The 19,994-nt window shown below is 72.1% G+C and carries 23 protein-coding genes; 13 read left to right on the top strand and 10 right to left on the bottom strand.

The window, feature by feature from the left end:
- Window positions 1–5: 5 nt before the first annotated feature.
- Both msuE and ACLBWX_RS08185 read right to left on the bottom strand, forming a co-directional pair.
- A complete protein-coding gene (gene msuE / locus ACLBWX_RS08180) occupies window positions 6–602 on the bottom strand; it encodes an FMN reductase (RefSeq protein ID WP_447676574.1) in 597 nt (198 codons plus the stop codon).
- Window positions 603–928: 326 nt separating this feature from the next.
- A complete protein-coding gene (locus ACLBWX_RS08185; RefSeq protein ID WP_447676575.1) occupies window positions 929–2,014 on the bottom strand; it encodes an HD-GYP domain-containing protein in 1,086 nt (361 codons plus the stop codon).
- A gap of 372 nt (window positions 2,015–2,386) precedes the next feature.
- On the opposite strand from ACLBWX_RS08185, the gene ACLBWX_RS08190 reads away from it, so the two are divergent.
- From ACLBWX_RS08190 to tenA, 6 genes are all read left to right on the top strand, one after another.
- Window positions 2,387–2,710 carry a DUF2293 domain-containing protein gene (locus ACLBWX_RS08190; protein ID WP_447676576.1) on the top strand — a complete coding sequence of 108 codons (324 nt, stop codon included), beginning with the start codon at window positions 2,387–2,389 and terminating at the stop codon, window positions 2,708–2,710.
- 134 nt (window positions 2,711–2,844) lie between these two features.
- The gene (locus tag ACLBWX_RS08195) at window positions 2,845–3,054 is read left to right on the top strand and encodes a TOBE domain-containing protein (RefSeq protein ID WP_447676577.1); all 210 of its coding nucleotides are present in this window, start codon (window positions 2,845–2,847) and stop codon (window positions 3,052–3,054) included.
- A 5-nt stretch (window positions 3,055–3,059) separates the two neighbouring features.
- Entirely contained in the window at window positions 3,060–3,602 is a 543-nt protein-coding gene (locus ACLBWX_RS08200) for a hypothetical protein (protein ID WP_447676578.1), read from the top strand.
- 180 nt (window positions 3,603–3,782) lie between these two features.
- Window positions 3,783–4,703, top strand: coding sequence for a penicillin-insensitive murein endopeptidase (mepA, locus tag ACLBWX_RS08205; protein WP_447676746.1), 921 nt, complete (start codon window positions 3,783–3,785; stop codon window positions 4,701–4,703).
- 56 nt (window positions 4,704–4,759) lie between these two features.
- On the top strand, window positions 4,760–5,650 hold the full coding sequence (locus tag ACLBWX_RS08210) for an aldose 1-epimerase family protein (protein ID WP_447676579.1): 891 nt from the start codon (window positions 4,760–4,762) through the stop codon (window positions 5,648–5,650).
- Window positions 5,647–6,312, top strand: coding sequence for a thiaminase II (tenA, locus tag ACLBWX_RS08215; RefSeq protein WP_447676580.1), 666 nt, complete (start codon window positions 5,647–5,649; stop codon window positions 6,310–6,312). The genes ACLBWX_RS08210 and tenA overlap by 4 nt, the downstream gene beginning before the upstream one ends.
- Window positions 6,313–6,331: 19 nt before the next feature.
- Here the strand turns inward: tenA and ACLBWX_RS08220 are convergent, their stop codons facing one another.
- Window positions 6,332–6,661: a hypothetical protein gene (locus ACLBWX_RS08220; RefSeq protein ID WP_447676581.1), complete on the bottom strand. Its 330-nt coding sequence runs from the start codon at window positions 6,659–6,661 to the stop codon at window positions 6,332–6,334.
- 408 nt (window positions 6,662–7,069) lie between these two features.
- A complete protein-coding gene (locus ACLBWX_RS08225) occupies window positions 7,070–7,825 on the bottom strand; it encodes an HAD family hydrolase (protein ID WP_447676582.1) in 756 nt (251 codons plus the stop codon).
- Window positions 7,826–8,041: 216 nt separating this feature from the next.
- Here ACLBWX_RS08225 and ACLBWX_RS08230 point away from each other — a divergent pair, with 216 nt between their 5' ends.
- From ACLBWX_RS08230 to ACLBWX_RS08240, 3 genes are all read left to right on the top strand, one after another.
- Window positions 8,042–8,362 (top strand): PetM family of cytochrome b6f complex subunit 7, encoded by a 321-nt coding sequence (locus tag ACLBWX_RS08230; RefSeq protein ID WP_447676583.1) that lies wholly within the window; start codon window positions 8,042–8,044, stop codon window positions 8,360–8,362.
- Window positions 8,363–8,557: 195 nt separating this feature from the next.
- Window positions 8,558–8,827: a hypothetical protein gene (locus ACLBWX_RS08235; RefSeq protein ID WP_447676584.1), complete on the top strand. Its 270-nt coding sequence runs from the start codon at window positions 8,558–8,560 to the stop codon at window positions 8,825–8,827.
- Between the two features lie 53 nt (window positions 8,828–8,880).
- Window positions 8,881–9,822, top strand: coding sequence for an ABC transporter ATP-binding protein (locus ACLBWX_RS08240; RefSeq protein WP_447676585.1), 942 nt, complete (start codon window positions 8,881–8,883; stop codon window positions 9,820–9,822).
- Window positions 9,823–9,828: 6 nt separating this feature from the next.
- On the opposite strand, the gene ACLBWX_RS08245 is transcribed toward ACLBWX_RS08240, so the two are convergent.
- The 3 genes from ACLBWX_RS08245 to argH all read right to left on the bottom strand — a co-directional run bounded on the left by ACLBWX_RS08245 (window position 9,829) and on the right by argH (window position 12,437).
- On the bottom strand, window positions 9,829–10,536 hold the full coding sequence (locus tag ACLBWX_RS08245; RefSeq protein ID WP_447676586.1) for an invasion associated locus b family protein: 708 nt from the start codon (window positions 10,534–10,536) through the stop codon (window positions 9,829–9,831).
- Window positions 10,537–10,637: 101 nt separating this feature from the next.
- Window positions 10,638–10,958 carry a hypothetical protein gene (locus tag ACLBWX_RS08250; protein ID WP_447676587.1) on the bottom strand — a complete coding sequence of 107 codons (321 nt, stop codon included), beginning with the start codon at window positions 10,956–10,958 and terminating at the stop codon, window positions 10,638–10,640.
- Window positions 10,959–11,051: 93 nt separating this feature from the next.
- Window positions 11,052–12,437 (bottom strand): argininosuccinate lyase, encoded by a 1,386-nt coding sequence (argH, locus tag ACLBWX_RS08255; protein WP_447676588.1) that lies wholly within the window; start codon window positions 12,435–12,437, stop codon window positions 11,052–11,054.
- A gap of 54 nt (window positions 12,438–12,491) precedes the next feature.
- On the opposite strand from argH, the gene tlpA reads away from it, so the two are divergent.
- The 3 genes from tlpA to ACLBWX_RS08270 all read left to right on the top strand — a co-directional run bounded on the left by tlpA (window position 12,492) and on the right by ACLBWX_RS08270 (window position 15,654).
- Entirely contained in the window at window positions 12,492–13,121 is a 630-nt protein-coding gene (gene tlpA / locus ACLBWX_RS08260; RefSeq protein ID WP_447676747.1) for a thiol:disulfide interchange protein TlpA, read from the top strand.
- Window positions 13,122–13,338: 217 nt separating this feature from the next.
- Window positions 13,339–13,833: a hypothetical protein gene (locus tag ACLBWX_RS08265; protein WP_447676589.1), complete on the top strand. Its 495-nt coding sequence runs from the start codon at window positions 13,339–13,341 to the stop codon at window positions 13,831–13,833.
- Between the two features lie 132 nt (window positions 13,834–13,965).
- Entirely contained in the window at window positions 13,966–15,654 is a 1,689-nt protein-coding gene (locus tag ACLBWX_RS08270; RefSeq protein ID WP_447676590.1) for a methyl-accepting chemotaxis protein, read from the top strand.
- Between the two features lie 43 nt (window positions 15,655–15,697).
- Here ACLBWX_RS08270 and ACLBWX_RS08275 read toward each other — a convergent pair whose 3' ends face one another.
- The 3 genes from ACLBWX_RS08275 to ACLBWX_RS08285 all read right to left on the bottom strand — a co-directional run bounded on the left by ACLBWX_RS08275 (window position 15,698) and on the right by ACLBWX_RS08285 (window position 18,814).
- Entirely contained in the window at window positions 15,698–16,357 is a 660-nt protein-coding gene (locus ACLBWX_RS08275; protein WP_447676591.1) for a haloacid dehalogenase type II, read from the bottom strand.
- A 9-nt stretch (window positions 16,358–16,366) separates the two neighbouring features.
- Window positions 16,367–17,902, bottom strand: coding sequence for a murein biosynthesis integral membrane protein MurJ (gene murJ, locus ACLBWX_RS08280; RefSeq protein WP_447676592.1), 1,536 nt, complete (start codon window positions 17,900–17,902; stop codon window positions 16,367–16,369).
- 312 nt (window positions 17,903–18,214) lie between these two features.
- Window positions 18,215–18,814, bottom strand: coding sequence for a superoxide dismutase (locus ACLBWX_RS08285; RefSeq protein ID WP_447676593.1), 600 nt, complete (start codon window positions 18,812–18,814; stop codon window positions 18,215–18,217).
- A 232-nt stretch (window positions 18,815–19,046) separates the two neighbouring features.
- On the opposite strand from ACLBWX_RS08285, the gene ACLBWX_RS08290 reads away from it, so the two are divergent.
- Window positions 19,047–19,976, top strand: a complete 930-nt coding sequence (locus ACLBWX_RS08290) for a hypothetical protein (protein WP_447676594.1) — start codon at window positions 19,047–19,049, stop codon at window positions 19,974–19,976.
- Window positions 19,977–19,994 lie beyond the last annotated feature (18 nt).

The following is a 19,994-nucleotide window of genomic DNA, read 5'->3' on the forward strand; positions in this document are numbered from 1 at the left end:
CGCCTTCAGCCGGCGCTGGCGAAGGCGGCGACGGGGGCCGCGGCCTCCGGCGTCCCGGCGCGGGCGGCCCGCGCCTGGAGCAGGTCCGCGAGTTGGCCCGCCGCGTCGCCGATGCGGGCCTTCACGCCCGGGTCGACGAGGACGCCGTCGCGAAAATCCGCGTCCGAGCCGTAGACCGCGCTCGGGATGGTGTGGGCGCTGAAGAACCCGAAGAGCGGGCGCAGGGAATGCTCGACCACGAGGGCGTGGCGCGGACCGCCGCCGGTGGCCGACAGGATCACGGGCTTGCCCACCAGGGCCGCCGGGTCGACGAAGTCGAACAGGTGCTTGAACAGGCCCGTATAGGCGCCCTTGTAGACCGGCGAACCCACGATGAGCGCGTCGGCGCCCTCGATGGCCTCGACGATGCGGCGGGCCGGGAGCGGCAGCAGGTCCCGCGACCAGGCCGCGCCGAGCCCGGTGCCGGCATCCAGCATGTCGAACAGGCGGATGTCGGCCCGCAGATGCGCGCCGACCGCCTTGGCCAGGGATTCGGCGAGCGCACGGGTCTTGGAGGGGCGCTGGAGATTGGCGGTGAAGCCGACGATGCGGGGCAGCGACATGGGACGACTCTCGTAAGCGCCAAGACATCCGGACGTGCCTGCACCACCGCTCAAGACGAGCGTCGGTCGGCACTGGACATTCCGAAGATCTTCGCTCTGGAAAAACAGGTTGGGCCACGGATTTCCCGTGGCTCCGATCTGTCGAAAACGTGCCCGTTGCACGCCCGAGAATCAATGAAACGTTCTTTTGAATGCGCGGCACCCGGGAGAGGATCTCTCCGGTCTGCACCGCATCGGGAGATGATCCCGTTCGACAGGCATTATGATGCCAGGATTTTCACCGCCCGGCTCGATCCGGACCGCGGACCGGTCCCGGGGCGCGGGCCTCAGGCGACGGCGTCGTCGAGCACGCCCTGGAGCACCATGCGCCGGAACGCCCCCAGGAGGTCGGCGTCGAGCTTGGGCAGCATGCCCTGCATCAGGGCATAGGCCTCCGCGTGGGGCAGCGGATCGCGGTAGGGGCGCCGCTCGGTCAGGGCCGAGTGGATGTCGCAGATCGTGACGAGGCGCACGAGGTCGGGGATCGCCGCCCCCTTCAGACCGTCGGGATAGCCGCTGCCGTCGAGCATCTCGTGGTGGTAGCGCACCACCCCGAGGGTCGCCTCGTCGAAGCCGCCCTGGGCCGCGAGGAGGTCGGCGCCGATCACTGGATGCGTGCGCATCACCGTCATCTCTTCGTCCGTGAGGCGGCCGGGCTTGTTCAGGATCGCCAGGGGGATCTTCGCCTTGCCGACGTCGTGCAGCAGGGCGGCGCGCGCCAGGCGCTTCTGGTCGGCGCGGGCGAGGCGCAGGCCGGCCCCGAAGGCGGCGGCATAGCCGGCGACGCTGAGGGAGTGCTGGTAGAGATGCTGGTCGTGGCTCTGGATGACGTCGAGCCAGGTGCGGATGCCGGAATCCGAGACGGCCTCCAGGATCAGCTCCGTCCCGGTATCGATCTCCTCGGGGCTGAGGGGGCGTCCGGTTCCGGCGGCCTGGAACGCGCCCGCCACCAGGCCAACGGCGGCCCGCGCCCGTTCGGCGATGTCGCGGACCTTCCGGACCGGGGCGGCGACGGCGTTCCGGCGAGCCGCCTGCCAGGTGTCCACGAGGGCGAACAGGGTGGCGAGGACCGTCGTGCGGGGCGCGTCCGCCGGCAGGGTGCGCGTGGCCGCGGCGGCCCGGCCGCGGGTGGCGGGCGCCTGGTTGGTCAGTTGCAGGCTGGCGATTCGGAAGCCGTGGAAGCGGGCGATCCAGGTGGCGGCGAGGCGCGGGTCACCGTTGACGTCGACCACCGCGACGAGGGGCAGCGTCGCCGGCAGGGCCTCGCGCGGCTCGATGCAGCGGCAGGCGATCACGTTCTCGACGGCGCGGCAGAGCAGGGCCGCGAGCTGGGGCCTGTCCGAGACGATGAGAACGGAATTGTCCTGGGTCACGTGAGGGTCCGTCAACGTGGTGTGCGGTCCGGCTCCCGAGCCCGACCCTCAACATTTGACACCAATTCATTATCGAACAATTCACGACAAATCATCAGCCAGTCGGAATGCACTATCTACGTGGTCTCTGCGGAGGGGCGAAGACCGCGGCCCTCTCGAAAACCCTTTTTGGCACAGACCAGTCCGCCGGGGCGGCGAGAAACATTGTAAACAGCCTCGAATCGCGCGCCGGCTCGGGTTCGGAGGCGAGCCCGCCTGCCGACCGGGCGGCGCCGCGCGGGTCCGATCGGCGGGCGTGGACTTTTCCGGCGTCGTCGCGCACCCCGTGGCCGAGCGGTGCGGGCGGAGGATGGCGCGGATGAGAGACGGGCGATGAACCGGCGGGAAGCCGTGACGGCGGTCCTGGCGCGGCTCGCCCCGCGCCTGCCCGAATTCGAGACGGAGGCCGTGGTCGACCGCGCCCTGGCGAGTCCCGGCCTGCGCAACGCGCGTCCGGACAACGCGGCCTGGCTCGCCCTCGTGGCCTATGCGCGCCACGTCTTCACCGAATACGACACCCTGCTGGACGAGGGCTACGACCGCGACAGCGCCCGCCACTTCGTGCTCGACGACCTCAATGCGGTCCTCGCCGAATGGGGTTCGCGCCGCCGGGTCTCGGAGGAGGAGAGCGCGCCGGAGGCGGACGAGGCTCCGTGAGCCGATCACGGTCGCGTGGGCTCCGGTGCTGGGTTGCATCCGGACGGCTTGCACCGCGCCGGCCCGGACGGCATCGTCCCGCCGCGCCGGCCCCATTCGTCCGGGCCGGGACCAAGAACAGGGAATCCGTCGCCATGAAGATCAGCGCACGCAACGTCCTCAAGGGCAAGGTCGTCTCGGTCGAGAAGGGCGCCACCACGGCCCACGTGAAGATCGAGATCGCCGGCGGCCAGCTGGTCACCGCCTCGATCACCAACGAATCCGTCGACAGCCTGAAGCTGAGCGTCGGCGGCGAGGCCTATGCCGTGGTGAAGTCCTCCGACGTGCTGGTCGCGGTGGATTGAGGACGATGCGCCGTCTCACCGCGATCGCGCTCCTCACCCTGTCCGCCCCCGTGGCCTGGGCGCAGGAGCCGCCATCCCGCGAGCCCGGCGCCCTGCCGGCCGCGGACCCGACGGCCTGCACCCGGTTCGACTGGTCGCTCCTGCGTGAACAGGCCTGGTTCTCGGCCGCGAGCCTGCCGCGGGTCGAGGCCGGCGGCACCTTGCCGGCCGCGATGCCGGCCGCGATCCTCGTCCTGAAGCCGCAGGGCGAGGTCGCCCCGCCCTTCGCGCCCTCGCGGGAGCCGATGCCCGGCTCCTACGGCGGCGCGCTGCACCTCGAGGCGCCGCTCGCCCCCGGCGCGTATCAGATCACCCTGTCGGACCGGGCCTGGATCGATGTCAGCCAGGACGGCCAGACCACGCGCCCCGCGACTGCCAGCACGATGCGCCCCGGCTGCCCGATGCTCGCCAAGAGCGTGCGGTTCCAGCTCGGCACCGCGCCGATCACCCTCCTGGTCAGCGGCGCGCCCGCCGACACGATCCGGATCGCCGTGGCGCCGGTGGAGTAGGGCGGCGCCGCGGACCCTCGACGGGGCGATCCCCGATGGACTAGCGTGGGCGCGAGACTTCGACTCCTCGCCTGTCCTCGATCCCTCGCCTGTCAAAGATCCCTCGCCTGTCAAAGATCCTCGCCTGTCAAAGATCCTCGGCGCCCCGCCCGGCGGGGACGCGATCCCGGGAGCCCTCCGCTGACCCTTCGCCTTCGCCTCGCGACGTTCCTGCTTCTCGGCCTCTGCCTGCCCGCCCAGGCCCAGGACCGGGGCAGCGTCAACCCGAAGCCCCTGCCGCCGCTCGCCAACCCGGACGCGCCGGACACGCCGGCGAAAGCCCTGTTCGGCCGCGCCTCCACCCCGGCGCCGGGCCCCGCCCACGCCTACGGTTCCTATGCCAAGGGCTGCTTCTCCGGCGGCGAGGCGCTGGCCGTCGACGGGCCGAACTGGCAGGTGATGCGCCTGTCGCGCAACCGGATGTGGGGCACCCCGCCCCTCGTGGAGTTCCTGGAACGCCTGGCCGCCAAGGCGCCCCGCATCGGCTGGAACGGCCTCCTCGTCGGCGACATGTCGCAGCCCCGCGGCGGCCCGATGCTCACCGGCCACGCCTCCCACCAGCTCGGCCTCGACGCCGACATCTGGCTGACCCCGATGCCCGACCACCGCATGAGCCGGGCCGAGCGCGAGGAGACCTCCGCCACCAACGTGGTCCGTCCCGACCGCCTCGACATCGACCCGCAGGTCTGGACCCCCGAGCACCTCAAGCTGATCCGGATGACGGCGCAGGAGCGCGAGGTGGCGCGCATCTTCGTCAACCCGGCGATCAAGAAGGCCCTGTGCCGCGAGGCCGGCGGCGACCGCGCCTGGCTCTCGAAGGTCCGGCCGATGTACGGGCACAACTACCACTATCACATCCGCCTCGCCTGCCCGGCGGGCCAGGACCAGTGCGGCGACCAGGCGCCGCCGCCCTCCGGCGACGGTTGCGGCGAGGAGCTGGCCTACTGGTTCAGCGACGCGATCATGAACCCGAAGCCCGCGACGAAGCCGCCGCGCCCGAGGCCGCCGATGACGATGGCGGCGCTTCCCGCCGCCTGCCGGGCGGTACTGAAGGCACGCTGAGGACCTCATCCCGCCGCCCTCGCGCTGGGGGCGGCCAGCCGGACGACAGGACGCAGATGGGCGAACGGATCACGATCACGGCCGGCGACGGCACGCGGGCGGTCATCGACGCCGACGGGGCCGAGCCCGTCTCCTGGCAGGTCGGAGGCCGCGAGTATCTCTGGAGCGGCGACCCCGCGCACTGGAACCGGCACGCGCCCTGGCTCTTCCCGGTGGTCGGCGCCTCGACCGACGGCGCGGTCCATGTGGGCGACGCGGCCTACCCGATGCCCCAGCACGGTTTCGCCCGCGACCTGCCCTTCACGGTGATCGAGCGCTCCGAGGATGGCGTGAGCCTGCGCCTCACTGACAGCGAAGAGACCCGGGTGCACTACCCTTACGCCTTCCGCCTCGACATCACCGCGCGGGTCGGCCCCGGGCTCCTCGATTTCGAGATCTGGATCGAGAACACCGACACGGTGCCCCTGCCCTACGGGCTCGGGTTCCACCCGGCCTTCCCCTGGCCCTTCGCCGGCGGCACCCGCGCGGCCGGAGGCGGCTACGCGGTCCGCTTCGAGCACCCGGAGCGCCCCTTCGCACCGGAGGTCGGGCCGGGCGGCCTGCTCCTGCGCGACGAGCGGCCGATTCCCCTCGAGGGCGACACCCTGCCCCTCGATCCGGCGCTCTTCAGCGAGGCCCTGGTCCTCCGGGATGCGGCCAGCGCCTGGATGCGCTTCACCGGACCCGACGGCACGGCGATCCGCCTCGCGGTGTCGGACTTCCCCCACCTCGCGATCTGGACCAAGCCGACGGCCCCGTTCCTCTCGCTGGAATGCTGGACCGGGCACGCCGACTGGGCGGGCTTTGCCGGCGACCTCAAGGATCGGGATTCGCAGCGCCTGCTGGCGCCGGGAGCCCGCGTCCGCCACGGCGTCGCCCTGTCCTTCGAGCGGGAGAGCCGGACATGACGACGTTCTCGTCCGAAGCCTGGACGCGCAACGCGGAGGCCTACGAGGCGATCCGCACCATGCCCTTCAACGCCGAGCTCGCCGCCGGCACCCTGACCCGGGCGCGCTTCATCCACTACATCGTGCAGGACGCGCACTACCTCGTGGGCTTCGGCCGCGCCCTGGCGCTGGCCGCCGCGAAGGCGCCGAACCCGGACCGGATGGTGCAGTTCGCCCGGGCGGCCGAGACCGCCATCGTGGTGGAGCGCTCGCTCCACGGCGGCTTCTTCCGCGATTACGGCATCGACGCCGAGACCTTCGCCAAGACCCCGCTCTCGCCGCCCTGCGACCACTACGTCTCCTACCTCGTCGCCACCGCCTATGCGGAGCCCTACGAAGTGGTGCTCGGCGCGCTGCTACCGTGCTTCTGGATCTATGCCGAGATCGGCCGGGACATCGTCTCCCGGGCGCGGGCCGACAACCCGTACCGCGCCTGGATCGACACCTATGCGGGCGAGGACTTCGCCCAGGCGGTGGCCGCCATGATCGCGGCCACCGACGAAGCGGCCCGGGGCGCCTCGTCGGAGGTCCGGGCGCGCATGCACCACGCCTACGCCCAGGCCACCCGCCTCGAATACCTGTTCTGGGACGGGGCCTACCGCGACGCGGCCTGGCCGGTCTAAGGCGGGCGGCCCGACCCCGTCAGACCGCCTGGAACCGGGGCGCCCGCCCGCCGGCGGCGGGACGGGTCCGGCTGCGGAACCGGTCCCGGGCGGCGCGGGCCGCCTGCTCGACGCTGCGGAAGACCGTGCCGTCGAGGGGGGCGAAGTCGCGGCTCGACGAGAAGAAGCGCACGCCGCCGGGTTCCGGGACGGCGATCCCGGCGGTGACCTCGCCGACCTCGATGATCCGGGCCGGGGCGGGCTCGGCATGGAGGCGGTTGCGGGCGCGCTCCGCCCGGTGATCCACGAAGCTGGGGACCGCGTGCAGGCGATTCAGCGCCCGCTCGGCCTCGATCTGAAGATGGGGCATGACAAGGACTCCGGTGGCCGGCGCGGAGCCGGCGAAAGACGAACGGTGGGACGCGACGGGGCGGTCAGCCTCGACAGCAGCCGCGTTGGGACCGGAGATCCGAGGTTCGGAGGAGCACGACATCGCTCCACAGCAAGGGTGCGTTGCAGACAGTCACGGCAAGTCATCCTTTCCAAGAAGGACCACGAGGCGCGAGCGCATCGCGGTGCTTTAGCGTTTGATGACGCGGCGCAAGCTACACAGTTCAAATCACCGCGGCCCGGCGACGCGAACTGGCGTCACCGAACGTCTCAAAGATGCTCATCCCGCTGCGTTTCGTCAACGGATCGATCTTCCGAATGCAGCACAGTCCGTGGCAGAAACGGCCCCGCTCGGTTCCCGGCGCGCGCGCTTCCTTCGCAACCCTCTTCAGGCAGCCGCGATGACGGCGGCGAGGTCCCGGTAATCGCGAAAGATCCGGGCCGCGCCGGCCCGGGTCAGGTCCGCGGCGGCCGGGTCGTGCGTCCAGTGGCCGCCGCCGCTGAAGCCGACGACGCGCATGCCGGCGGCGCGGGCCGCCGTGACTCCGGGCACGCTGTCCTCGATGACGAGGCAGGCCTCGGGCGCCATGCCCATCGTGGCGGCGGCGTGCAGGAACAGGTCCGGCGCCGGCTTGCCCCGCGCCACCATGGTCGAGGAGAAGATCCGTCCCTCGAACAGGGGCAGCAGCCCGGTGAGCCCGAGGGAATGGCGCAGGCGCACGGGGTCGCTGCTGGAGGCGACGCAGGTGGGCAGGCGGAGGGCGGACACCGCCGCGGCGACGCCCGCGACGGCGCGCAGTTCCGTGTCGAAGGCGCGCAGGGTGTCCGCCTTCACCGCCTCGACGAAGCCTTCCGGCGCCGTGATCCCGTAATCCTGCGCGATGTGCCCCATGATCGAGGCCATCGAGGTGCCGGCGAAGCGCGCCCGCACGGTCTCGACGTCGATGGGGACGCCGATGCGGTTGAGACCGGCCGTCAGGCGCGCCAGGCTGATCGGCTCGCTGTCGACGAGCACCCCGTCGCAATCGAAGATCACCAGACCGAGGGGCGGTGCGGTCTCGCCGGGTGCCGGCAAGGGATCGACGGAACTGGGGTCGAAGGAATCGGGGTCGAAGGAATTGGGGAGCGTGGAGGCGTCGCGCATGGGCTCGGGTCGGGTCTCGGGTTGCGGCCGGACCCCGCCTGCCGCGCGGCCCCCTGCCCGCATATGGCGCGATCGCGAGCCGGCGCAAACCGCGCGGCCGGCAGGCCCGGCCAGCGGGGCACCCGCGGCCTGGAGATCGGTGGCTTGCGCCCGTCGGCGCGCCCTCCTACTCAGCCCTTCAGCCGGCGCGGATGCCGGCGGGTGCGATCGGGTGCGATGGTCCGTTTCCTCAGCCGCTTCCTCGGCCTCGTCTTCCTCGCGGCGGGCTTCGTCTGCCTCGTCTACGACGGAGCCCGCTCCATCGCGAACAACAGCCTGCGGGTCACCAGCGTCAGCGACCTCGCCTTCACCCTGTTCAAGGACCGGGCGAACGCGCTCCAGGGCACGGTGGAAAGCGTCGCCCCCTGGCTGTGGAAGATCCTGGTCCTGCCCCTGACCCTGGCGCCGGCCGCCCTGATCGCCCTCGTGATCGGCGCCGCCCTGCTCTGGCTCGGCCAGCCGGCGCGGGAGCGGATCGGCTTCCTCAGCGGACCGTGATCACGGTCCGATCCGATGTCGCCCGGGGCGGGTGCCATTTCGCACGCGCTGCCCGGCCCGTCCTTCGCGCCGTGCGGCCGAGATGCCATAATCCTGAGCGGTCCCCGTCGTAGACGCATGGGATCAGCGGGTCGCGGGACTCGTCACGTTCGGTCGTCCCGGCACCGCGTCACCTGTCAGGGATTCCCCGCCATCATGTCCCGCATCGTCGCCGCCTCCGTCCTGGCCCTCGTCCTCGGCGCCGCACCGGTCCTGGCTCAGCCGTCCTCGGGCACGCCCCAGCGCAACGTCGCCCCGACCGGCGTGACCAAGCCGCCGGGCCGCGCGGATTCGGGCAAGGCCCCCTATACCCGCGCCTCCACCGAGGGCGACATGGCCAAGGCGCAGCGCGCCTCCGCCGCCCGCGACAAGGCCTGGGACACCAAGATGCGCACCACCATGGGCTCGATCTGCAAGGGCTGCTGAGTGCAAGGGCTGCTGAGGGGCCGGCCGCCGGACCGCGCGCCGGCCAGGGCCCCGTGATCCGCCTGGAAGGTGTCAGCAAGCGGTTTCCCGGCGCCGAGCGCCCCGCGGTCGACGCCCTCGATCTCGCCGTCGCCGAGGGCAGCGTCTGCGCCCTGATCGGCCCGTCCGGCTGCGGCAAGTCCACGACGCTCCGCATGGTCAACCGGCTGGTCGAGCCGGATGCCGGCCGCGTCCTGGTCGCCGGCCAGGACGTGATGCAGGGCGATCCCGTCGCCCTGCGCCGGCGCATCGGCTACGTGCTCCAGGGCGTCGGCCTGTTTCCCCACCGCAGCGTCGCCGACAACGTCGGCACCGTGCCGGGCCTGCTCGGCTGGACCCGCACCCGGATCGCCGAGCGGGTCGACGCGATGCTCGACCTCGTCGGTCTCGATCCGGCGCAGTACCGGGGGCGCCGCCCGCACGAACTGTCCGGCGGCCAGCGCCAGCGCGTCGGCGTCGCGCGGGCCTTGGCGGCCGACCCGCCGGTCCTTCTCATGGACGAGCCCTTCGGTGCGGTGGACCCCGTCGCCCGCGATCGCCTGCAGGCCGAGATCGGGGCCATCCTGCGCCGCCTCGGCAAGACCGTGCTGATCGTCACCCACGACATCGACGAAGCGATGCGGATGGGCGACCGCGTCGTGCTCATGCGCGCGGGCCGCATCGTCCAGGCCGACCGCCCCGAACGCCTCCTCGCCGCCCCGGCCGACGCCTTCGCCGCCGGCTTCGTCGGGCAGGACCGGGCGCTGCGCCGCCTCGCCCTCCTCGCCGCCGGGAGCCTGGCGAGCCCCGGCGCCCTGGCGGACGCCCCCGCGATCGCGTCCGGGGCCTCGCTGCGGGAAGCGCTGTCGCTCCTCCTCGCCACCGGGGCCGACGGGCTGAACCTCGCCGGCGACGGCCCGCCGGCCCATCTCACCCTCGCGGCGATCCGGGCCGAGGCGGCCCGGGCGGTGACGTAGTCCCCTTTACTTGCACTCCTCGCGGGCGCGCTTCATCGCGTCGCCGAACCCCGCCAGGGCGTAGTCGTCCTGGGTGGGATTGCCGCGCAGCGAGGTGGCCTTGATCTGGAGCTTCGGCGTGCGCGTCATCTCGGTGACCACGCGGGTCTCCTCCGCCGGGTTCTGGAGCCAGGCGTTGTTGTCCTTGGTGACGAGGCCGTAGCGGGTGGCGCCGAGGTTCAGGGTCGGGTCGGTGGGCGCCGGGCCCGCATTGGCCTTGGCCTGGCTGCCGGCGGGCTTGGCGGGGAAGCCCAGCATCACCGCGACCTCGTTGGCGACGTTCTCGGCCTTGCGCACGGTGACGAAGAGGTAGGCCGTGTCGCGCTTCAGGGTCTTGGGCGAGCGCGTCTGCGGCTGGGCGATGGCGTAGCAGACGCGGGTCTTGCCCTGGCCGTTGGCGAAGACGTTCCAGTCGCCGAAGATCGCCACCGGCGTCGCCTGCTGCATGCCGGGCGCCGTCACGGCAGCCTTCGACGCCCGCTCGCGCCCCCGGCGCGATTTCTTGCGTCCCGGAGCCTCCGCCTCCTCGGGGGCGGCCTCCTGGGCCTGTGCCTGGGTCTGTGCCCGGGCCTGGCCGAGCGCGAGGGGATGGGGGGCGCCGACGAGGGCGGCGGAACCGGACAGGACGAGGAGGGCGGCCCCGAGCCGGAGGCCGTGTCGCAGAACAGGAATCATGGAAGACCCTTCGGGACATCGCCGGGCCGGGAGACCCGGCCGGCCGTCCGGATGTGCGGCGCCGCGGGGCGCCGGTTTCAGGATTGCGCGTCCCGCAGCCCTCAGGCGGCGTGGGGCTCGGCGGAGAAGACGCCCGGCAGCGCCGCCATCACGCTCGCGAGGGCGGGGGCGGCCAGCGTCGACAGGGAAGGACCCACCGTGGGGGCTGGACCCGCCGCCTCGGTCGCTTCGGACACCTGCAGGCGCGGCAGCGCGCGGGGCTTCGGGTCGTTGTAGGGCGTGTTGTAGCACTTGCGCACCGAGGCCCAGAACGCGGCCCGGTCGGCTTCGGGCAGGCGGCTCAGGGCCGCGTCGATCAGGGCCGTGGCCTCGGCCGCGAGGGCGGGCACGTCATCCGGCGCAATCCAGCATTCAGACGGCATGGGAAGATCTCCGAGGGGCTCGGGTCAGGGTCCTACACAGCATCACATAGCTGAGCCGTGAACGCACCTGCCCCGAGCCCGGTTCTTTTCGCCTCAGGCCTGCCCGAGCGCCGCGATCCAGCTTCTCGCCTGCGAGCGCACGTTGTCCGGCGCGGTGCCGCCGTAGCTGGTGCGGCTCGAGACCGAGTTCTCGACGCCGAGCACGGCGTAGACCGCCTGCGTGATCCGCGGCTCGGCCGCCTGCATCTCGGGCAGCGAGAGCTCCTCCAGCCCGACATTGCGGGCGGAGGCCGCGCCGACGAGGCGGCCGGTGACGTGGTGCGCCTCGCGGAACGGCAGGCCGAGCTCGCGCACCAGCCAGTCGGCCAGATCCGTCGCCGTGGCGTAACCGGAGCCGGCGGCGCGGGCGAGCACGGGAGCGTTGGGCTCGAGGTCGCGCACCATGCCGGTCATGGCGGCCAGACACAGGGAGAGCGCCTGGAGGGCGTCGAAGGTGCCCTCCTTGTCCTCCTGCATGTCCTTCGAATAGGCGAGCGGCAGGCCCTTCATCACGATGAGCAGGCCCGTGAGCGCGCCGATGACCCGGCCGGATTTCGCCCGCACCAGCTCCGCCGCGTCCGGGTTGCGCTTCTGGGGCATGATCGACGAGCCGGTGGTGTAGCCGTCGGAGAGCTTCACGAAGTTGAACTGGGCCGAGGTCCAGACCACGAGCTCCTCGGCGAAGCGCGAGAGATGGACGGCACAGATCGAGGCGGCGGCGAGCGATTCCAGGGCGAAGTCGCGGTCGGCCACGGAATCGAGGGAGTTCGCGGTCGGCCGGTCGAAGCCCAAGGCCGCGGCCGTGGCGTGCCGGTCGATGGGGAAGGAGGTGCCGGCGAGCGCCGCGGCGCCGAGCGGGCACTCGTTCAGACGGGCGCGGGCATCGCGGAACCGGCCGCGGTCGCGGGCCAGCATCTCCACGTAGGCGAGACAATGGTGCCCGAAGGTGACGGGCTGGGCCGATTGCAGGTGGGTGAAGCCCGGCATCACCGTGCCGGCATGGGCCAGGGCCTTCTCGGCGAGCGCCCGCTGCAGATCGGCCGCCTGCGCGTCGAGGCCGTCCAGGGTGTCGCGCACCCACAGCTTCATGTCGGTGGCGACCTGGTCGTTGCGCGAGCGCGCCGTGTGCAGGCGCCCGGCCGCCGGGCCGACGATCTCGGTGAGGCGGCTCTCGACGGACATGTGGATGTCCTCGAGTTCGCGCCTGAACACGAAGCCGCCCGACTCGATTTCCGCGCGCACGGCCTTGAGACCGTCCTGAATCGCGGCCACATCGGCGGTTGGCAGGATGCCGGCCTCGCCCAGCATCGCCACATGCGCCAGCGAGCCGCGGATGTCCTGGGGCGCGAGGCGCTTGTCGAACCCGATGGAGGCGTTGATCTCCTCCATGATCTCGGCGGGACCGCTCGCGAAGCGCCCGCCCCACATCCGGTTGCTCATGTTCTCAAACGTCCTTCCAGCCGCCCTGCCCGCCCGTCCCCGGACGCAACGATGATGCCCGGCCGCCGATCCGCGCTGATCGCCGGGGCCGTCCTCGTCGCCGCATCCGCGGCGGGGCTTGCCGTATACGGGACCGGCTCGACCGGCGGCAACTCCGCCGGCCCCTGCGCGGACTCGGCCGCCGCGGCGGCCCGGATCGCGCCCCTGGCGCGGGGGGAGGTCGCCGCCCTCCAGGTCGCGGCCCCGCCGGTGCCCGCGCCCGCCCTCGCCTTCCGGGGACCGGAGGGCGCCGAGGCCACCCTGGCGGGCGTGACCGGCCTGCGCCTCGTGAACCTGTGGGCGACCTGGTGCGCGCCCTGCAAGGCCGAGATGCCGGCCCTCGACCGGCTCCAGGCCCGCCTCGGCGGACCGGATTTCGCGGTGGTGGCGATCAACGTCGACACCCGCAACCTCGACGCGCCGCCCGCCTGGCTCAAGCAGAACGGCATCGCGCGGCTCGCCTACTACGCCGATCCGGGCGGGCGCGTCCTGCCGGCGGTCCAGAAGGCCACAGGGTCGCTGGGCCTGCCCACGACCCTGCTGGTCGACGGGCGGGGCTGCACCCTCGGGGTGATGAAGGGACCGGCCGAGTGGGACAGCGCCGACGGCGTCCGGCTGATCGAGGCCGCCCTCGGCCGATCCTGACCCACGGAACGGTCCGGCCGAATCCCGCAAAGATTGCCGCTAGGACAGAACACCCGCTGCGCGCTCATCGACAGTGTCGAGCAGGGAGATAAACCTGTTTTCGAGTACAGGATCCGAACTTTTCAGTTGTCATGTATTTCCATCGCGATCATGATCGCTCGACATCGAATCGATGCGAGTGTCTCTGCGCCTGTTCTCAGACGGAGGCTTGATCAACATGTCACGACATCGGGTCTTTTTGTCCGCGGCCGTGCTGGCCGCGCCCTTGCTGGCCGCGCCCTTCGCGCATGCCGCCGAATTGCCACGCAGTGGCACCGACAGCTACTCGACCACCTACGTCACCTCCTCCTTCGTCACGATGAAGCTCGGGGAGCGCACGGTGACGACCTACGACAGCTCCGGAATCACCCGGAACGACGCCGGTGGCCCGATGTTCGACAACATGGGCACCCGCTGCATCGGGATGCGCGAGGTCGTTGGCAGCGAGGCGCTCAACCGCGGCTCCTGCATCGACAGCGACGCCGACGGCGATCAGATCTTCTCCACCTACGAGGCCAAGGGCACCAAGGGCGCGCATGTCTTCATCGGCGGAACGGGCAAGTACGCCGGGATTTCAGGGACGGCGGATTATACGAGCCAGTCGGTGAAGAGCCCGGACGGCCGTGGAATGACGCTGGTCATCCATCAGTCGAACTGGAGACTATCACCCTGACTATTCAATCTAAAACGCCCGTGAAGGATGGTCACTCGCGGTGAACTTCGCTCTTGTCAGGCGGATTCGGGGAAATTTTTAACGCCTGTGCAGAATGATGCGAGGCCTTCCTCCAGTCGGGCTCCTCGCCGCATGTCCCTCCGCGCGCTCTCCATACGTACCAAGCTGTTCCTCAGCTTCGGCCTCGTCTTCGGTCTCGTGGCGGTGATCGGAGGATCGGCGCTGATGCAGCTGCGGGCCGTGAACGCGGTGGCGCGGGAGATGCGCGACGAACGCCTCCCGAACGTGCAGCTGCTGGGCAAGATGCAGGTGCTGGTGCTGCGCACCCGGACCAACGGCGCGCGGCTGATCACCGCCGATACGCCGGAGCTGCGCAACGAGGTCTCGGCGACCCTCGCCAAGCGCGAAGCCGAGATGAACGGCGTCCAGAGCGCGTTCGCCGCGCGGCCGAAATCGCCGGAGGCCGCCGCCCTCTATGACGGCTTCCGGACGAACTGGACCGCCTACAAGGCGCTGCAGGAATCGGTGATGGCGCTGGTGAAGGCCGGCGACGGCCCGGCGGGCCAGCGCATCTACAACATCGAGATGTCGACGGGCGTGAACGCGGTGCTCGGCCCGCTCCAGAAGCTCGTCGAATACGAGGAGCGCAAGGCCGCCGCCAGCGGCGCGCAGGCTCAGGACACCTACGACACGGCCCTCCTCACCACCGCGATCCTGGTCGGCGTCGCCCTGCTGATCGCGGCCGGCGCCGCCGTCGGCCTCGCCCTCGGCGTCAGCCGCCCCTTGCGCCGCATGACCGACGCCATGGGCCGCCTCGCCGACGGCGACGCGACGATCACCGTGCCGGGCACCGGAAGCCGCGATGAGATCGGCGCGATGGCGGGGGCCGTCCAGGTCTTCAAGGACAACATCATCCGCACCCGCGCGCTCGAAGCCGAGACCGAGGCGGCCCGGGCCGGGGCCGAGACCCTGCGCCGGCGGACCATGCACGACCTCGCCGACCGGTTCGAGGCGGCGGTGGGCGGTGTCGTGGCCCAGGTGGGCACGGCGGCGACGCAGCTGCAGGCCACCGCCGGCAGCATGTCGGCCAATGCCGGCGAGACCGCTCACCGCTCCGTCACGGTGGCGGCGGCGGCCGAGGAAGCCTCCTCCAACGTCACCACGGTGGCGGCGGCGGCCGAGGAGCTCGGCTCCTCGGTGGACGAGATCGGCCGCCAGGTCCAGGGCTCGGCCACCCTCGCCCGCGAGGCGGTGTCCGAGGCCGGCCAGACCGCGACCTTCGTGCGCGACCTCAGCGAGGCGGCCCAGCGCATCGGCGACGTCGTCGCGATGATCAGCACGATCGCCGGCCAGACCAACCTGCTCGCCCTCAACGCCACCATCGAGGCCGCGCGCGCCGGCGAGGCGGGCCGGGGCTTCGCCGTGGTGGCGGCGGAAGTGAAGGAACTCGCCAACCAGACGGCCCGGGCCACCGACGAGATCACGGGCCAGATCGCCCGCATCCAGGCCTCCACGGGCCAGGCGGTGGAGGCGATCGGCGGCATCACCGGACGCATCCGCGAGATCAGCGACGTGGCGACCTCGATCGCGGCGGCCGTCGAGGAGCAGGGCGCGGCCACACAGGAGATCGTGCGCAACGTCGCCCAGGCCTCGATCGGGACCGGCGAGGTCACCCAGAACGTCGCGGGCGTCGCCGGGGCCGCCGAGCAGACGGGGACGGCCGCCGCCCAGGTGCTGGCCTCGGCCTCCGCCCTCGCGCGCCAGTCCGACGCCCTCGGCGGGCAGGTTGCGCAGTTCCTCGCGACCATCCGGGCGGCCTGAACGCCGCGATCCGGGCGGCCCGAACGCCGCCCGCGGCACCTCCTCAGGGCAGGGCCGCGAGGTTTGCGACCACCCGCCCGGGTGGATGATCGGGGTACTCCTCGGGCAGGCCCTTGCGGTTGACCCAGACGGGCCGGAAGCCGAAGGCGGCCGCGCCGGCCACGTCCCAGCGGTTCGAGGAGCAGAACAGCACGGCGCCGGGCTCGACCCCGAACCGGTCCGTGGCGATGCGGTAGGCGGCCGGGGCGGTCTTGAAGGTGCGGGCCGTCTCCACCGAGAGCACCGCGTCGAGCCGGTCCGCCAGCCCCGCGGAGGCCACCGCCCGCTCGAGCATCGCTGCGTCGCCGTTGGAGAGGATCGCGGTCCGCCAGCCCGCCGCGCGCAGGGCCCGGAGCGTGCCGGGCACCTCCGGATAGGCGTCGAGATCGCGATAGGCGTCGAGGAGCCGGGGCCGCAGCGCCCGGTCGACGTCCGGATGGCGCGCCAGGGCGTAGTCCAGGGCCTGCTCGGTCAGGTCCCAGAACGGGGCATGCCGCCCCATCAGCCCCAGCACCCAGGAATATTCCAGCTGCTTGGACCGCCAGGTCTCGGACAGGGCCGCGGCGTCCGGCCCGATCGCGGCCGCATGGCGCGCCACCGCCGCATGGACGTCGAACAGGGTGCCGTAGGCGTCGAAGACGGCGATGCGGGGGGATTCGGCCATGCGGGCTCCTCAGGCGCGCCGCAGGCGGACCCCGAACAGGCGCAGCGTCGCCAACAACAGTCCCGCGTAGACCAGCGTTCCGGCGAGCCCGAGCAGGCCCAGCACCGCGATCTCGCGCAGGTGCGGCAGGGCCGGCACCACGGCCTCGGCCAGGGGCAGGCCGTAGCGGGCGGTGGCGGCGAGGGCCAGGCAGGCCACCACCACGCCGAGGGCGGTGACCCCGAGGGTGCGCCCCGGCGCCATCCAGCCCCGCCCCCAGGCCAGGGCCACGAGGATGCCGAGATTGACCCACTGGCCGATGGCGGTGGCCATCGCGAGGCCGGTGACGCCGTAGGGTCCGGTCAGCACCACCTTGAGGACGACGTTGATGGCGATGGCGGTGAGAGAGGCGACGAGCGGGGTCATCGTGTCCTGCCGGGCGTAGAAGCTCGGGAGCGCGCTGCGCAGGAGCACCACGGCGGGCAGCGCCAGACCGTAGGCGGTCAGGACCGAGGCCGCGCGCGCCGCATCCTCGGCCCCGAAGGCGCCGCGCTGGAACAGCGCCGTCATGACCAGGGCCGGCAGGGTGAGGAAGGCCACCGTGAAGGGCGCCGAGAGGGCGAGGGAGAAGCCCGCCGCCCGGTTCTGGGCCGCGTGCGCCCCGGCGACGTCGCCCCCGGCGATGCGCCGGCTCATCTCCGGCAGGAGCACCGTGCCGGCCGCGATGGCGATGACGCCGAAGGGCAGCTGGTAGAGCCGGTCGGCGTAGTACAGGGCCGAGACCGCGCCGATGGGCAGGAAGCTCGCGATGATGGTGTCGGCGAAGGAGGCGATCTGGAAGCCGGCCGAGCCGATCACCGCCGGCCCGAGCACCGTGAAGAAGCGCCGCATCGCCGGGTCGCGAAGGGTCGGGGACGTCAGGGTCGGGGCGATGCCCGCCCGCCGGCAATCCCACCAGACCAGGGCGAACTGCAGCACGCCCGAGACGGTGACGCCCCAGGCGGCGGCGTAGGCGGCGTTGGGAAAGAGCGCGGCGAGCCCCAGGGCGACCAGCATCGACAGGTTCAGCAGCACCGGCGCGCCGGCCGCCACCGCGAAGCGCCGGTGGGCGTTGAGCATGCCGGAGAACAGGGTCACCAGCGTCATGAACAGGAGGTAGGGGAAGGTGATCCGGGTCAGCGACACGGCGAGCGCGAAGCGTTCCGGGTCCTCGGAGAAGCCGGGGGCCAGGACCCGCACCACCCAGGGCATCGCCGGCATGGCGAGCGCCAGGAAGGCGATCTGGACGAGGAGCATCAGGGTGAAGATGCGGTCCGCGAAGCGCCGGGCCACACCGGCCTCGGCCGCTTCCCGCTCCGAGAGGCTCGCATAGCTCGGCACGAAGGCGGTGTTGAAGGCGCCCTCGCCGAAGATCGCCCGGAAGTGGTTCGGAAGGCGGAACGCCACCACGAAGGCGTCCGCGAGCGGCCCCGCCCCCAGGATCGCGGCCATGACCACGTCCCGGGCAAAGCCGGTGACGCGGGAGACCAGCGTCCAGCCGCCGACGGAGAGGATGCTGCGGATCATGAAATTCGGATGATCATGGGGTTGGGATCAGGCGCTCGCTCGACGGGCATCGCGCCCCCTTCCCCCCTCCGCGGGGGAGAGTGGCCCTCGCGTGAGCGGGGGTCGGGCGAGGGGAGCGCGCGATCCGAAGAGGTCGGCCCCGCTCCCGGTCGCTCCGCGCCCCCCTCCCCCGCAGAGGGGGGAGGGTCACGCGCGGGCCGCGATGACGACTTGAGAGGAAACTGCCCGGATCCTCGCATCGGATCCGGTCGGCCCGGCATGGCGACGCCGCGAGCCGGACGACCCGCGGCGCGAACGTCTGCGTCTTCGATCTTACTTGGTGGCTTCGCCGTACATCGTCTCGACGTGCTCCCAGTTCACCAGGTTCTCGATGAACGCCTTGAGGTAGTCGGGCCGGCGATTGCGGTAGTCGATGTAGTAGGAGTGCTCCCAGACGTCGACGCCGAGGATCGGCTTGGCGCCGTGCACGAGGGGGTTCTCGCCGTTCGGGGTCTTCATGATGGCGAGCTTGCCGTCCTTGACCGCGAGCCAGGCCCAGCCCGAGCCGAACTGGCCGATACCGGCCTGAATGAAGTCGGCCTTGAACTTCTCGAAGCCGCCGAGGTCCTCGTCGATCTTCTTGGCCAGCGCGCCGGGGGCGGCGCCGCCGCCATTGGGCTTCATCCACTGCCAGAAGTGGATGTGGTTGTAGTGCTGGCCGGCATTGTTGAAGAGCGGCTGGTTGTTGCCGTAGGCCGAGGTCAGGACCTCCTCGACGCTCTTGCCCTCGAGACCCGTGCCCTCGAGCAGCTTGTTGCCGGTGTCGACATAGGCCTTGTGGTGCTTGTCGTGGTGAAACTCGAGGGTTTCCTTCGACATGTAGGGGCCGAGCGCGTCGTAGGCGTAGGGCAGTTCGGGCAGGGTGAAGGTCATGGGCAACTCTCCGGCTCGTGAGACATTGGACGGGGGACGCCGCGCGACCTGCGCGCGACCCTCGCACCAACGCGCCGTTACGTAAGTCGATGCCGGGGCGAAGTCGACCACCATCGACGGAACCGCGGCCCGCGCGGCCGCCCCGGGCGGCCGGTCGCGCATTTTGCAAATGCCTCCCAGGCCTTTAGTGTGCGCACCGCACCTGAAGGTGCAGGCGTTTGTCGAGAAGTCCATGAGCATCGCGCTGTTCGCGCTGGCCGCCGTCATGATCGTCGGCGGCATCGTATCGGTCATCCAGGGTTTCCCCTTCGTCCGGCTGGAGAGCGGCCTCGCCATGACCATCGCGGGCGCCACGACGGCCTCGGCCGGCGCCGTTGTGCTGGGCCTGGCGGTGATCGCGGGCCGCCTGCGCAGCCTCGCGCAGTCCCTCGGGGACGCGCGCGCCGCGCCGCCCCGGCTCGCTCAGGTCGAGCCAGGGTCCGCCGGACCCGCGGCGGAACCGGGCGCCCCCCACCGCGCCCGGCCGAGCCTGGCCGCCACCGCCGCGAGCCTGGGCGCCGGTGCGGGCCTGGGTGCGAGCCTGGGCGTCGCCTCCACCCGCCCCGGCCTGGAACCGACCTTCCTCGATCCGGCCCCGGAGCCGCCCGAGCCGTCCGCCGCCGAGCCGTTGCTGCCGAACCTGCTGCCCGCGGAAGAGCCGCAGGTTCATCCGCACCCTGCCGATTCCACGACGGAACCGGAGCTGCGCGCGACGGAAAGCGACCTGTTCGCGCGCCCGGCGCCCGGGCCGGCGGCCCCGCCGGCGGGCGCGCCCCTGTTCGTGGGGCCCGAGCCGGAGCCCGTCCACGAGCCGGCGCCCCATCCCGCGCCCGAACCCATCGCCCTGCGCCCCTCCCTCGTCGAGACCGGCGAGCCGGTGGAGGTGCCCGCCGACAAGCTGGAGCCGGCTCCGGAGCCGCCGGCGGCGGAGGCCGCGCCCGTCGTCGAGGAGGAGCCCCAGGTGGTGGGCACCTACGCCTCGGGCGGCAACACCTACGTCATGTATTCCACCGGCGTGATCGAGGCGGACACGCCGCGCGGCCGCTTCACCTTCGGCTCCCTCGACGAGCTGAAGGCGTTCGTCGAGGCGGGCGGGGAGAGCGACAGCCGCGGCGCGGCCTGACCGAAGGGGTCGGGCGCG

This window comes from Methylobacterium sp. M6A4_1b, assembly GCF_053345175.1.